General features: G+C 50.2%; 8 protein-coding genes. 2 read left to right on the top strand and 6 right to left on the bottom strand.

Features of this window, described 5'->3' with window-relative positions:
* From IQ260_RS14960 to IQ260_RS14940, 5 genes are all read right to left on the bottom strand, one after another.
* Positions 1–725: CHASE2 domain-containing protein (locus IQ260_RS14960; protein ID WP_193993909.1), on the bottom strand; the 725-nt coding region annotated here is incomplete at its 3' end.
* Between the two features lie 296 nt (positions 726–1021).
* Positions 1022–4879, bottom strand: coding sequence for a CHAT domain-containing protein (locus IQ260_RS14955; RefSeq protein ID WP_193993908.1), 3858 nt, complete (start codon positions 4877–4879; stop codon positions 1022–1024).
* A gap of 144 nt (positions 4880–5023) precedes the next feature.
* Positions 5024–5773: a DUF928 domain-containing protein gene (locus IQ260_RS14950; protein WP_193993907.1), complete on the bottom strand. Its 750-nt coding sequence runs from the start codon at positions 5771–5773 to the stop codon at positions 5024–5026.
* Positions 5774–6558: 785 nt separating this feature from the next.
* Positions 6559–6795: a hypothetical protein gene (locus IQ260_RS14945; RefSeq protein WP_193993906.1), complete on the bottom strand. Its 237-nt coding sequence runs from the start codon at positions 6793–6795 to the stop codon at positions 6559–6561.
* 156 nt (positions 6796–6951) lie between these two features.
* Complete coding sequence (locus IQ260_RS14940; RefSeq protein ID WP_193993905.1) at positions 6952–8379, bottom strand: dihydrolipoyl dehydrogenase family protein; 1428 nt, start codon at positions 8377–8379, stop codon at positions 6952–6954.
* 380 nt (positions 8380–8759) lie between these two features.
* Between IQ260_RS14940 and IQ260_RS14935 the strand changes: the two genes are divergently transcribed.
* Complete coding sequence (locus tag IQ260_RS14935) at positions 8760–9590, top strand: response regulator (RefSeq protein ID WP_193993904.1); 831 nt, start codon at positions 8760–8762, stop codon at positions 9588–9590.
* Positions 9591–9955: 365 nt separating this feature from the next.
* Positions 9956–15361 carry a hypothetical protein gene (locus IQ260_RS14930; RefSeq protein WP_193993903.1) on the top strand — a complete coding sequence of 1802 codons (5406 nt, stop codon included), beginning with the start codon at positions 9956–9958 and terminating at the stop codon, positions 15359–15361.
* 196 nt (positions 15362–15557) lie between these two features.
* On the opposite strand, the gene IQ260_RS31050 is transcribed toward IQ260_RS14930, so the two are convergent.
* The coding region (locus IQ260_RS31050) for a hypothetical protein (protein ID WP_228016112.1) at positions 15558–15744 on the bottom strand (187 nt) is incomplete at its 5' end.

The following is a 15744-nucleotide window of genomic DNA, read 5'->3' as shown; positions in this document are numbered from 1 at the left end:
TGTTGAATCGCTTCATTGCGGGTGCGATATTGCAACATGACCTGGTAGCCAGTAGTATCCTCATTTTGATAGCTACCAGCATTTGGGGTTAATCTGGGAAACAAGGTATCTGCCAGTGTGAGACCCTCTAGATTCTTTTTAATCCCCTCTAGACCATAGTGATTTCTCAGAGCGTGGAGACTCAATCGTAAACTGAACGCATAAAATTCGTTCGGTTCAACCGCCGCAAACATAAAAAGACGTCGAATCACCCCGTCAGCATCGGCTACAAAATCTGCAAAGCCCGTACGGCTGGAAGCCATACCCTCAGGAGGCGGGCTATTGTGAGTGGGATTGAGACCAACATCATACACCCCATAAACATTCTCCACCGCCAATTGCTGAGCTAGGCGATCGTGGCCTGGCGGATACTCAATATCTCGATAAATATCTAGCCCAATTGCTACGGGCTGGTAAGCCTGCAGATGTTCTAACAGTTCAGCAACCGTATTATCACGCAAAGGCCATTGCTTATAATGGCGGATATCCCCCTCAGTAATACCGACAACGATGACTTCAGGTAAACCAGCATCCGTTGCATAATGGCGGACTCGACTATCAAATGTTTTTAGTTCTAACCCCTGTAAGCCCCCAAACTGTCGAATCCCTATAACAGATAGGGCAATAATTAAGGCAATTAACACATAGCCATACTGCTGCAACTGTCTCCATAGCAACAGTTGCACGGACCGCAGACCACAGCGGTAAAATCTACCAGAGCGCAATGGGTCCCCCTAATGTTGGGTAATCAGATAGATGCAAAATAATAACTGATTCAGACGGTAAATGTGTTCGGCGTTGCTGATCCTCGGGATGATTTCATCTGCAAGCTATCGATTAGTAATACAGATCAGTTCATTCCTTAAAGTAGCAACGGTATGCGTTCGGCTCTTACCAACTTTTAGGAGAATTTAATCTATAAAACCCTCGACAGAGATTATTTCAGACTGATATATCCCAAAATCAACAACAGCAGCGACGATTACCAAGGATTCCCAATCATGGTGAAACCAGACCAATAGGCGGGATGACTAAAATTCCAACTGCCGCTGGCGTCCAAGCTAGGAAGATGACCAATGGTTTGCTCTCCGCTACCGTATACCGTGCCGTCCATAATACTAACCTTTCCCTGCAGCATGGCTAGTTGAGCCTGACGTAGGGCTGCACTGCGGGTCAGAGGTTGTTCTAGCGCCCGATAGAATTCTGCCATGAGGCCCAGAGTCCCTTCATCGCTGATTGACCAGAGACTGGCCAAAGCTGTTTGTACCCCAACCTTAACCGCTAATCCTGCAAATCCAAATTCAGCATGACGATCGCCCAGGGCTGTAGCACAAGCACTCAAAATTAGAAAGTCAACGGCATCTAGCGGTAACTCTTGCAGCTGAGTGAGGTTGATCGAGTGATCCCAAAGCTGCACATAGGAGGTATCTAAACTACCGGGTTGAAATACCGCATGGGTGGCTAAATGAACATTGGTAAATTCACCCTGTTCTAAACGCTGTTGAAGTGCAGCTAGAGTGGCCTCATGATCTAAATATTGTTCATCGTTGTGACTTTGACTGGCCAGGTCCAACTCAAAGGGAACGGCTGCTAGGTCAGCTTGATTATCAAAATTAGCAATACCCATGGCTAGGGTAGCTCCATGCCCAGCCTGTTGATGTTTGGAGAAAGATTGCAAGGAGGGCTCTATGGGGGTTAAACCTACGCTGGGCAATAGTCCTAGGCTATAGCTCTCAATCAGAAATTGCTCTCCATCATGCAGGGCAGCCATGGGCAGGGACCGTAGACCTGCATCCAGAATAAAGCCAATGTGGTCGACATTAGCCATGGCCAAATCATCTGCCATGGGGCGCACTAACCAATCATAAAGCTGTTGTGCTGCGGGCAAGTATTGGACTGGACGTAACACTGGGTTGGTAATCGTCTCATGAAACCTATCTATGACCGGTTGGATCTCCGCTGCGGTCACATCAACCGGGTAATACACTGGAGGACGCTCCCCACTCACCAGTACCAGTTCTACATGGGTATTTTTGAGTCGCACATACATCAGTGCGGGCGTTATATTCTGGGTGTTGGCAATCTGTCTTAATGTTTCCTGAGTGGTTTGCAGCGATGGCGGTGCGGGCAGGGGTAAATCCAGGGCCTTGGTAAACTCCGTTGAGAAAGCCATTTCTATTTGGGCCCAGATTAATTCGCTGTTGCTAAGGATGCTTTCATCGTCTCCCTGGTGATCGCCGCTGAGCCCACTTTCGTTAGTGTTTAGAGCGTTCAGTATCTCAAGTCCGGCTAGAGTTAGACTATCTGTCGATGTGGGCAGTGGGGTGGATGTTTCCATTGAGATATCCACTGAGATATCCACTAATGCAGGAGAGTTTATAGAATTTTCCTGAGACAATGATTGTAAGCTTGGAGCCGCTTCAAATAGATTGTTTATGGTTATGGTCTTTAAGGTCAGGGACTGGTCAACCGTTTGGGGGGCGGCTAGGGTCTCTACGCCCGTGACAATAGCACCTACTGTTCCATTTATACGACTATTGCCGATGCTAAACGGATTGGCTCCATCGCTGTTGTAGGTCAAATTAATGGTGCCGTCGTCTGTGGTTAAGAGACTGATTTGAGGGGAAATATTGGGAATACTATTAACAGATTGGAATGATTGTTGTGTTGTTATGTTAATGGTGCCACCCTGGCCTTGCCCGGTGACATTAATAAAATCAAGGATAATATTGCCATCGGCATCAAGTTCGACATCCCCTCCCTGGGTTGCTGCTAGATCAGGGCTAACGGTCGTGGCCGTAATTTGTTGACTGATGATGGAGCCTTGGGATGCCTGGAGAGAAATAGGGCCAGCATCACCAGTGTTACTGCTATCAGCCGTTGTGTCGGTAGAAATTGAGGCGGTTGCAATGTTTTCTGTCCTACTGGCTAGGGTAACGGCTCCTGCATTACCTGAGTTATTGGTGGTTGTTCTAATGGATGTATTAATGTTGTCCGTAGAGATACTGCCAGCCGCATTAATATTAATATCTCCCCCGGTGCCTGTGTTGTTATTGCCAGAAATATTAGCATTGAGGACTCCGGCGGTCACGGAGCCGGTTTGTGCGTTGAGGGTGATTCCCCCCGCACTGCCATTGTTGTTGAGGGCACTAGCCGTGGTATCAATAGTCCCGACGGTGATCGCATCGCTGGCCGATAGTATCACGTCGCCTGCATTACCACTGTTGTTAAGGGTGCCGCGAGCGGTGCTGGTCAGATTATTACCAACAATATTACCTCGGGTGGCAGTCAGGCGAATCTCTCCGGCACTCTCAAAATTGTCGATAGTCGAGAAGGAACTGGTGGTCAAATCGCTGACGGTAATGTCAGCGGCTGTGATCTGAATATCTTGACCTGCTGTGCTTAGACGATCGCCGGGAGCCATGGTAAAACGGCCCTGGCCGTCACCATCGGCATCGGCCACAAAGCTAATGCCAGCTGTTCCCTGGGGGAATGTTAAGACACCGTCACTAAGGGGAGCAATGGTAATATCGTTGTCTGCTTGCAGGATAAGATTGGTGTTGCCAATAATCGAGGTTTCTAGGGTGTTTTCGTAGAGTACTTGAGGTTCACTGGTATCAGCGCTGCCGGGGTCGCTACCCGCGCGAATTTCGATATTTTCTGGATCGAGGAGGAGAGTGCCTGGGGTGCCTTGCGATCGCAAATCCACCTGTCCACCAAAGTAAAGTTGCTCTTTGCCAGAGACTTCAACCGTTCCCCCAGCTGCAATACCTTGAGCACTAATCGCACCTCGAAACTGGGTAATTCGGTCGGACCAAATCACCACCTGTCCGCCGTTTTGGTTATCGGTATCCAGAGCATCTGTATCCAGAGCATCCGCCCGGATCGTAGAGGTCGCATCAATAAATACCGATTGCGCTGTGGGTAGGCTCCCCTGTCCTTGGTAGTCGCCACCAATCAAAACTTGGCCACCGTTAGCCGTCTGCAATGCAGCGTCTGCGGTAGCGATATGATCGCCCAAAATCTGGATTCGGCCTGGGAGGCCAAGGGCAGTCAGCTCACCACCCACCAGCACGGTCCCTGACGGCAGTTCCGATAGCTGTGCCCCTGTCAGCTTAAGGGCCCCATTCGGATCGATTTCAATCGCTGATGCATGCTCTGTTCCTGCAGGCGTCAGCCAAGGCGGTAATGCCTGGGGTGCGTCAGTAGGAGTCGCAAACTGTAAGCCGCCGGTCAGAGCAACGTTCCGATGGCCGCCAACGGCTGCTATGTTGATTGCTCCACCTCTTAATATTCCCCGGTTAACAACACTATGACCAATTAGCGATAGCGCATGGGCAGCATTGACTCCGAGATCGCCCAAATTGGTGATAGTACTGGGACGCTTAGGGTTAAAGTGCAGCTGCAGAACATTACCTTGCACCTGGCCTGGATAATTCCCTAAACCAAAATGCCCCTGGCTAAAGTCTAGTTGTTCAGCAGTCAGAACAGTAAAATCACCAGCTAAATTGAGCGATGCCTCGCTCCCAAATAGGACTCCTGCCGGATTTATGAGGTACAAGCCAGCCGGACTGCCAGTGATTTCCAGTCTGCCGTTTATGTGAGAAGGAGCACCATTTGTAATCCGACTAAAAACAGTATGTACGCTGGGAGCTACATGAAACTCAGCGGTGTGTCCTTGCTCTAAGTCAAACTGCTCAAAACTGTGAAATAACAGGGTGGCATTATCTGCAGATGTACCACCGAAAATGTCAATCTGATTATCCTGTTGAACCACCTGGGTTTGTATAGAGTCCTGGGCTGATACCACTTGGGCATTTACACAGGTTGTAGCAGCCAACAGGGTTGTAGCAGTAGTCGTTATACCGGTAGCACATATGGTTTGAATGCGCCTGTGCCATAACATTTTAAACCTGCTCATCGCTATTGCTCAGGTGACTATCTCTAATCAGTGAAGTGCCTCTGTTGGCTCTATTACAGAGCTTCACTGTGTTGTTTCAGCTGTTGTTGGCAACGTGATTTCCACAGAATCGGCATCCACAGATAGAGGGACAATTTGATCAAGTCTGGCTGATGCCATCAGTGTCTGCCACTGACTTAATACATCCTGATTGTGTGGATAGCGCTGAAGTTCCTCAACTAATAATCCTAAGTGATCGTACCAAAGCCTGTTACTGTCTGAATTAGATACCTCAACCCGATCAACCCAGCCTTCCACAGAAATATTTTCTGAGCGATTATTAGGATTGCATACAATTGAAGCCGCCCAACGATAGCGCTGATCAACTTCTAGCTTGGGAGCGTGGGTCATAACTCCGAGATCTAACCCCACCAGCTCAGCACTCGGATCTACAGTAAAACTAGTTTGATAAATAATCTTATCTTGAGCATTAAACAGATAAAACTCTAGCTGTTTAGCACTGGCAACATCAGGTACTCTGAGCCAGAGTGTGGGCTCAGCCGTAGCGGTTGTCCCTAAATTAGTTTCGGGCACAATGGCTACCAACGGGCCTGCATTTTGAGCACAGGCAGAAGAGGGTAGCCGGGAAGCTCCGCTAATTCGTCTGCCCGGCAATCCTTGGTGAACCTGTTCATTGTCGTCTGCGGCTTGGGTAACAGCGGGAGAACAGCACAGTAATCCAAGCAAAAGAGCTAGCCCTAATGTAACGTGGCGTCCCCACCGTTTAGAGGCATACAAAGAGGCGAAGGCAATTATGGCTTTAGTGAGTGTCATATTCATATGAAATAGCAAATTTGACGTTCTACAGTCTCATGACATAAGAGCTACCTGGAATCGAGATCCTCGATTAAAAAATCTCTACCCCGGGTGCTAAATTTGTTTTTCTGACACTAAAGACAGATGACAAAACAAAACTGCGCTTACGTTTCTATGGATATGTAGAGATTGAACTAATCTATACACGTTTCTTTTAACTTTTCTAAATCATTAAAGCGATCAATCAAAACCGTACTTGTACTTACCCAATGATGTGTTTTATACAAAACTGAATCGGCCTCGGTAGATAAAAGCAGATGATTTGACAACTGGATGAAATCATCCTAAAAATCTCTAAAAATCCCTTCTAGGAGAGGCTAAGACAGTTTTATTTTTAGAGAAAGACATTTTTATAATTTGAATGATTAAGAAAATAAGTAAATATATATCGCCATTTGGCGTAGGTAAATGGCTTAAAAATAAGCACATATGATGATTTTTCTTTCTAGATAGACTGAACCTTAATCGATTCAATTACTTAGATGTGGCAAACATTCTGATACAGCAAAATACTGAGGTGTTTTGGTTGTTGCTGTTATGAATTTTGGTTGTGTTGCTGTTATGAAATAGATGTAGATTACCTGCTTTATTCAATGGTGTGTGCTATTCGCTAGAAAATAGTTTGTTCACCCAGGTTTATTAAGATGAACGGGTGCGAAAAGATTTTTAAATTATATAAGACCGCCCTAGACTTTTAACTAGGACGGTCTTATGAGGACAGATTTCAAGTATCGCCAGCAGGTTTATCGCTGCTGCTTTCTTTGAGTATTTCGTTTCCCGGACTTAGAGCTGGTTTTAGTACCGTATTCAGATCCAGCCTTTTTTCTGGACTCACGCGCAATATAGTCGATCAAGGCTTGGTTTAACATCTGCTCATTATAATCTTCAGATGCTGGCTGCAAATGAGGCCGACTGGGTTGGAGAATTTTACTCGTTGCTAAGAAGATAGCGATGACGATAAGTAGAGGTAAGAAGGGCATAGTGACACTCTCGTAAAATTCAGTAGATGCTCTGATCAGGGAACTATTGAATTTATAATACCTCTGTGAATTTACCGTGAAGATGATGTTGATCACACCGATCACGAGATTTAAATGCCATGCCGCAGTGACCGAGCCCTGCCAAGCTACGGTGTTTTAAACCAGAGAGCGCCGCCAATTAAAGAAACGTCGCAGAATGGTTTGCAGTCGGTCATTTTTGGCATAGCTTTGTTTCGTCAGCTGTAGAGCAGTTTTCGCGTTGATTTCTGACAGGGTAGGATATACGTGAATGATGCTCTTGATAGCGCCGATTTTCATCTTATAGCTCATGGCCAGGACAACTTCGTGAATTAGCTCACCAGCGTGGGGGCCGACGATATGAGCGCCTAAAATTTCACCATTTTTGCGGGTGATAAACTTGGCGAACCCATAACCAGCAGCTTCGGCGAGGGCGCGATCCACCTCTTTAAAGTCGTGTTTTAAAATCGCTACATCATCACCATAGCGTTCTCGTGCCTGGGTTTCCGTCAATCCTACGCGGGATAGCTCGGGTTCTGTAAATGTGGCCCAGGGAATCACTCGGTAATCTGCTTTTTTAGTGGCAAAAAAGAGGGCGTTCTGAATGACTACAGCCGCTTCATAACCGGCGACATGGGTGAACTGATAACCGCCAATGACATCGCCTGCACCATAGATATGTTTGACACTGGTCTGGAGCTTTTCGTTGACCTTAACACCCGCTTTGCCCACGTCTACACCGGCAGCTTCTAACCCTAGGGATTCCACGTTGGGTACTCGCCCCGTGGAGAGTAAAATTTCATCCACCACAATGATTTGATCACCGACATGCAGATGCTTTTTGCCGTCAATGATCTCTACTTTTTTAGCTCGACTTTTAGTTAGCACCCGAATGCCTTCGGACTCTAGCTGTTTTTGAACGACGGCGGCCGCTTCCGTTTCTTCCTTGGGCATGATTTGGTCGCGGCTGGCGATAATGGTTACCTCCGCGCCCAAACGAGCAAAGGATTGTCCCAATTCACAGCCAATGGGACCGGCACCAATCACAGCTAAGGAGTTGGGTCTTTCTTTTAGGGAGAAGACCTGCTCATTGGTTAAAAAGCCTGCTTCCTTTAAGCCTTTAATTGGTGGAATGGCCGGTCGAGAGCCGGTGGCAATCAGAAAATTACGGCCCTTTAGCTGTTGACCATTGATTTCAAATGTGTAGGAGTCAGTAAACTGACCGGAACCATAAAATACATCCACACCAAGAGCTTCAAAACGCTCCGTTGAGTCATGTTCCTGGATCACACCAATTACATTCTGAACGTGGTTGATGGCTTCCTCAAATTTGATGGTGGGGTTGGATGTGTAGATCCCAAACTTTGATCCTGTGCGTACGTGGTGGGCCACCTGGGCTGCATGAATCAGTGACTTACTGGGGACACAGCCATAGTGGAGACAGTCTCCGCCTAGGAGATGTTTTTCGACTAGGGCAATACGAGCGTTGAGCTGGGCCCCAGCACTGGCGGCTACTAGACCGGCAGACCCGCCGCCAATTACTACAAGATCGTACTCAACTGTCATCGCTTGCTGCTCCTGGTTGGTTTCATAGTTGAAAAGCTACAGGTGGTTTCTGAACCTTGGCTGAGAACCTGTAAAAAAAATACTAAAGGTCATGGCCACAGTGATACTTCTCAGATTTTGCTGAGCCTTAAGTATCCTATTTTAGAAAAGTTCACAAATGGGCTCGAATTTTCGAACTTTGATTGAATTTTGTACGTGAAATTGCTTAGATAGGGTGTGCAAGGCGCTTCCTCGTGCAAATAAGGGAAAAAATTAGAGCATCTCCGTAGCCTTCAGACTTAACTAAGCGTGGATCCAGGCTCTGAGCTTTTTAGCCCAGTGCTTAGGAGGTGAATGTCGTACATCTGTGCAGAGTTTTAGCTGTTTCCCTAAAAAAATCTATGGCTAAAATTCTTTTAATCAATAGTGAACGAACCAGTCGTCAGATCCTTGAACATGCATTTATGCTGTATGAGCATGAAGTCGTCACCACTCAGCACGGTGATGAAGGCGTCACCCTAGCTGTGACCGAATCCCCTGATATCATCGTCATGGATATGGACGCTGTAGGATTAAACGGTTGGCAAGTTATTAAAGTTCTAAAAGAATCCAGGACTACATGGTCAATTCCAGTCATTGCCATGGCCGATCCGACCATTACCGGCCAGATGTTACTCCAAACGGGGTTTGACACCTACGAACGCAAACCCGTATCGGCTAGATATGTGCTCCAAAAAATAGATGCTCTGGTCGATAGCCCCTCGTCTGTCAAGGGCCTATCACAGCCTAATGCTCCCTTATCGTCCTCAGACGGCTGTGCCCCAACCACCAGTGACGATCAGTATCAGTTAGACCATACTACAGTGGCGTATGTAGATAACAATCTGGCAGACAGTCAGGCCATGGCCAAAATTGTGCAAGGTGCGGGTTACAACTATGTCAATATTTCTGAGCCGTTACAGGTTTTACCTCAGCTTATAGAGCATAGCCCCCAGCTAATATTTTTAGAGTTGGCACTGCCTGTAGTCAATGGTTATGAGCTGTGTGCTCAGATTCGGCGGATCTCCTCTTTAAAAAAAACGCCCATTATTATCGTTACAAACAACGACAGAATTGCTGATCGTTTTCGTGCCAAGCTAGTGGGCTCATCAGACTTTTTAAGTAAACCGATCAGGGTAAAACCCGTTTTGAAAGTATTGATTAAGTATTTGTCATCCCGTAGTACGGTGTGATTTGTGGGCTGTGGGCACAAACGCAACATAGCTAGCACAGACTCTGCAATAGTGCTGATTCCGTTGTAAAAAAATATCTGGACATTGCAATGTGTGATCAAACGTAAAGGTAGAGTTATCCGTGTTTACACAGAGCAGCAAACGAGAGACATGGCTAGGCTGATGTGTAATACTCGTTGCAACCTTAGAAACTCATTGAGCTGTCCTGATGAGGGGTCTAAGGAAATATGCCCTGAGGAAAATGCTACTGCGTTAGGGGATGAACCGATCTGTTAAAAACGCCATCGGCGGGCACCTTACAGATAGATTCACCCCGAGGGCTTACAACGCCAGAAAATATATTATTCTGCGAGGAGAATTATCCTATGACGGATGTTGTAATTCCTATATATGAGGGAATTTCCTATCTTCCTATCGTATTAAATGGAACAACTAACCCTCCCGCAGACGGTGTCCAAATTAAAGGGTTGAGCCTGGGGAATACGACTGTTCCTGTAACAGGTGATCTGACTATTCCCAGCGTGTTTTTGGAGTCGATAGGGGAAGATAATTCTCGACAACAACTGCGCATAGGGAATGAGCGCTATACCCAGAGCCTTGAGTTCCCTGCACGTACGCTCACAGCAGCATCGCTGGCAATTAGCTGGACATTGTTGCGACTCCGGATTGAAATTCCGGCGGATGCAGGTACGATTACCTATCGGTTAGAGGCCATTGATTTACGCCTGAGTAGCACTGTTGTACCGGAGGTTGCGCTGGCGGGAGATTTACGAGTTGTTTTTGATCCCTCAGGGATACAGGTGCGAGATTCCTACTTTAAGCGCTATGAGCCAGATGCTAGAAATCTGGTGCCCATGGACTTCCAGGAGTTTAGTGCCACTGATGAATTCTTTGCGCTGAAGTGGCGTGATCCCAATGTTAATTACTGGCTAGGGCAGCTGACGTCTAACTTTGGGGATGAAAGTGCTGGTGCGGCTCAAGATGTGTCGTTACGCATTGTATTGGGGGAGCCGGTACCCGAAATTCGTATGGATTGGCAGGCGGCCACCCAGCGATCGTTTGTGCTGCCAGGGCTAAAGGCGACGGTGCCGATTGGTGTGCAGGTGAGTGTGTTGCTGAGAACTGACCCGCGATCGCAATCCCCGACCATCCCCGATCAGCTGCAGCTGGTCGCGACTCTAGAGGCTGGGCAGACCGTTACAGCCGCCAGTAATTTTGCCTGGGAACGGGGGGATGACCGCGAACTGCAAAACGACTCCGACCGCAACGCGACTCAGCCCCCTCTGTTTGCCGTTGATTTTACACCGAGTCAACGTGTGAGCCTGGTTGTGCTTGAACTCAACCGTAGTCAAGTTGGCCTGCCACGATTTTTTCAGCAGCTGGACGCGTCTCTGCCCTCTTTTGATTTTCAAGATACTGATGCTTTGTCCGTGGCCTCGGTGGTTAATCCCGACAGCTTGCAAGAGGGTGCGTGGGCCATTACGTCTCGGTTTAGTCCCGATTTCTTTACCTTTCCATTCCTGCGTAACGATAGCCCAGAAAGCAACCAGTTTCTGAACGTCAAATTACAAGAAAACCCCACGGTCGATATCGCCAGCCATTCAATAAATTTCAATGCTGAAGCCACCATTGGCGTCAAAGAGCTGGGTCTGTCAACCCTGTTTAAGATTGGCTTTAACTGGGAAACTTTTGCGCTGATGGTCGACCATAGTGGCGGCATTGAGCTGTTTACCCAATCGCCTGAGGTGGGCATACCGGCGTTTTTAGGGCTGACCTGGCGTTTTCAGGGGGCAGACGTGGGGAATGGTCGCTATCACCTGATGACCCTAGTGACCCAGGATTTTAACTATCAGATTCAGCAGGCTCCGGGGTCGGTGATTGAGCTGGACTACACCGCCGCTAGCCGAGAAAATGAGCCGATTACGTTCTCGGTGCGAGACTTTGCCATCAGCGATTTGGGTCTCTCTCTCACGGCCCAGGTAACCGATCGTCCGGCCCGTCTCAACGGTCTTGATACCCGGTTTCGGTTCCACGGCAGTCAGCTATCCATTGTTAATAATCGCATTCAAGACTTTACCCTGGCGGGATCGGGGCCATTGCCACCGGCATTGGTGGGGGATGCGATCGCAGATATTTCCCTACAATTTAGCCAGCGAGACAACGGCCTCACCCTGGTGGCCGGAAGCGCCAGTCTCCAAGGGGAAAAGCTGCTCAGCTGTCAGGCCACCCGCTTTAACTTTTCCATTGATGGCATCGGTCTCAAGTTTGTCAATGACGGGCGTTTTCACCTGTACTTTACCCTTACCGGTACCGCCCAATACTCGCCGCTGCCCACCGACGATAGCAATGGTCCCCTGGCCCTGCTCTCTAGCGTCCAAATTGCCCTGGTGGAATGCCCCCTCACTGGGGATGCCAGCGTCATTGCCGACCATGTTCAGTTTCTGATCGAGCTGCCGGAGCCAGTCTCCTTTAGCTTCCTCGGTTGTTTCACCATGGAGATCCGCTCCCTGGGGTTTGTGCCTCAGTTTGACCGGTTTGATGGCGACGGAGCCATGGAAATTGGCGGACAAATTATGTTTTCCAAAGGGGGCACGGGCGATCTCAAAACCGTTGAAGTGGACTTCCACAGCCTGTTTGTCGGTTTGCCTGCCCCCGGTAGCTTTATCCCCCGTCTCTATCTCAGGGAGCTAGAAGTCAGCATCAGCCTGGGAGAATCTTTTTCCCTGAATGGCGTGGTGGAATTCCGCGACGAACCCAACGAACAGGGGTTTCTCGGGGAAGGTTCCCTGGAAATTCCCGGTATGCCGGTGTTTGCCGCTAGCTTTGCCTTTCTGCGTGTCCGTCAGGATGAATCGGCTCCCTGGGTTGTCGCCTGGTTTATTTTCCTAGAAATTCGCCGCATCAGCTTCTACATTCCCCGCATCGAACTGTATATTCGCGAAATTGGCCTCGGCTTTGGCTATCGCTATACCCTCACCAGCATTCGCACCGCCGACCAGGAAGGAGACTTAGCCAAGCTAATTGGGGAACTCCGGCGACTGTCGCGCACTCAGGGTAACCTCTCCAAGCGAGATGCCTGGGCCGTGGACCTTGAAGAACGGGGAGAAGACCCGCGCTGGACCATTGTGGCCCGAGCCCTGATTTCCCAAACCTCGGCCACCCCTGGGGTGACCTCCCTCAAATGGCTAGAGCAGGCCGAAGAATTTTTGCCCTGTCTGTTTTTGTTTGACGCAGTCCTGGCCTTCCGCAGCGACCTCACCTTCTTTATGGCAGTGCGGGCCTGGATCAACACCAACTACTACGGTTTTGACAACGACATTAACGGTCTGCGCACCCGGCCCCTGTTTAGTGGGTTTATTTTGCTGTCTGTCCGACAGCGTCGCTTTATTGCCCAACTCTCTTCTAATCCCGATGGCAGCCTGGGTAATCTGCCCGCATTTCCTGACTTTATTGAGGAGGCCATCGTTGGCAGTGGTCAGTTTTCCGCCACGCTGCTGATCGAGCCGGGGCTGGTCCATGCTGAAATGGGGTGGCCCAACATGCTGCGGTGGCGGCAGGGCATTGGTCCCTTTTTCGCAGAAATCTCGGGGGGCTTTATCTTCCGGGTGACCAAGAATTATTTGCTCTTGGGTATTAGCTACCGGGCCAGGGCCAGCCTCAGTTTTGAGGCCAGCCTCAGCTTGCGGGTGGTCGGAGTACGGGTATCGGCCCAGGCTAATGCTGCCTTTGGGGCTCGCATGATTGGTCTGGTGGACTTTAATGATCCCAAGCGATCCACACTCCACGCGGGGATCGGTCTAGAGATTCGCATCCGGGTGTCCATTGCCCTGTGGATTAAATTCCTATTTATCCGCAAAACTTTCCGCTTTAGCCTAGATATCGGCTTTACGGCGGGTCTCGAGGTGGGCTTTGACGGTATTACCAATCCAGGATTGCGCGGGTCCGGCACCCTGTTTATCTCGGCCATGGGACGCCGTCTGCAGGTGGGTGTGCGCGTGAGCTTTAACGAGGGGGCTGTGGAAAATGCCCTGCGGCGCACTGAACCCTTTTTGAATGTTGGCCTAGAAGCTGCCGATGTGGACCGCAGCATCCCCGGTGTCGCCGCTACCCAGAATAGCGCCACCGCCAGAGTCGCGTCCGCTTCCGGTGCCCCCGCCAGAATGGTGAGTACGGGCACGATATCAGCGGCGGATGTCACACCAGATCGCACATTTACCACGGCTGGTACAGCGGGCGCGGCAGGCACCATCGGCACATTCGATACAGGGACTGCGTTTAGAATTCAAGCCCAAGATGGCTTTAACGCCCCCGACTATGACATTTTTGTGGTGTACCAGCCTGATAGTGAGGGCTGGCGATACTTTGTGTTGTTACCCAGGGGAGAGGCCTTCCGCCAGGGGACAAAACAAGATGACATTGAACAACGGGGTTTTCTACCGGTTCCCCCCGCTAAACAAGGTGAGAATTCCAGGGATTCTGTCGTTAGTGACTTTACCCTAAAGCTCCCGCCGCTGGGAGATGACGTGCAGCTAGAACAGTTTCTTCCCGCCGTCACCGAAGATGCCACGGAAGATGCCACGAGTGATACTTGGACAGCCTGGACCGAAGCAACCCGCAGCTGGCGGGTAAACTGGAATGCCCCCATCGAGCAGGGAGACAATTTTAACCCCGACAACACCCCTGCCGATCCGCCTCAGGTATCCCTCACCCTGGCGGATTATCTAGACTATGCCTTCAAAATCGATGGGAATGAGATCCCCATCGGGGACCCAGCTCCGATTGCTGACGGGGAAAATGCGATTGAAGACGAGCGGGTACAAAACCCCACCGAAGACGCCTATGAAGCAGCGGTGCGGGGCGCGGTGGAACAGTTTCGCAGTTCTCCCTTCTTTAAGCGCGATCCCAACTCGGCCTACGAGCAGGTGCTGGATGCAGCATTCCGGGAAAACACCACCATTTACAGCGAGTCTGGACAAACCTCCGATCTAAGGGAACCGGGACAGCTGAACGAGGAACAAACCAACCAGCAGGCTCACCAGCTGCGGGGGTTGATTGTTCAAGATATGATTGGCGATCTAAAACAGTATGCGACGGCTCCCAATAACAATCTTGAACTCACCCGAGAGTCGATTGCGTTTCAGATGGGGCTGGTATTCCGGGTGCGTTTGACGGCACCCGAGGCAACGTTGCAAGATCTGCCAGCCTGGCTGCGGACGGTGCTGCCGACAGACTCGGCCCCACCGGAACTGCAGGCTCCCGAAATTTCTCAACGCCTGGGTATTGATGTCCGGACGCCAGATACCACATTCCAAGAAGTGCGTACGTTTAACATTCTAGAAACTGACTTCTCGCAGAATCCACCCCAGTTTGAACGGGTACAGCCCCTGACGGATACCAATACCATTGCGATCGCATGGGATCTCGTCTGGGATCGCCCCCCAGCCAATGCCAGTCCCTGTCAGCAATCACCGGAGCATCATCTGCTGCACTACCAGGTGCGACGGCGGGTGCTGGATGGTAGCGAACCTGAGGTGGTATACACCGTCAAAACCGGAGAGGCTGTCCACAAAGAACTGGAGGGGGGAAGAAGTGTGTTGCGATGTTTGAGATCGCGCTTCCAGGTGGTCGATCACCGAATGCACGCCCAGGCTGAACAGCTCCAGCGTGGCCTTGCCGCGGGCCTGGTCCTGTTCCTTTGGGGTCATGCCTTGCCATTGCTCGGAGCCTCGGTCACAGAACGGGCTGCAGGCTGCCAGGCCAACCGTCCATAGCCCCGCGTTCAAGCCTGACTGCAGCAAGCGCGGGTCACCACTCACCAGCACGCAGCCGTCCAGGCGTTCGCTGTCCAGGGTCATCAGCGCCTGCCAGCAGGCGTTTGGCGCCGGCCAGCGCACGCCGTTGACCGAATGCCCTGGCAGCCAGGCGGGCAACACATGGGCCAGGCGCTTGCTTTGCGTGCTGTTGAGGTCATCCAGCCAGATGCAGGGCACCTGGCGCTGGCGCAGGCTGGCGAGGGTGGCCAGAGCGCCGGGGGCGGGCGAGGGTGCGCCATTGGTGGCCTGCACCAGGCAGCCGCGCAAGCCGAACAGCACAGCAGTGAAGGCGGGTGCAGCGTCCATGGCAACTTCCCCCAAATAGTCCGCAGGCTATGCGC

This window comes from Leptolyngbya cf. ectocarpi LEGE 11479 (assembly GCF_015207065.1).
Lineage (GTDB): Bacteria > Cyanobacteriota > Cyanobacteriia > Phormidesmidales > Phormidesmidaceae > Leptothoe > Leptothoe ectocarpi.
This window is presented reverse-complemented; position numbering and strand designations above follow the sequence as displayed.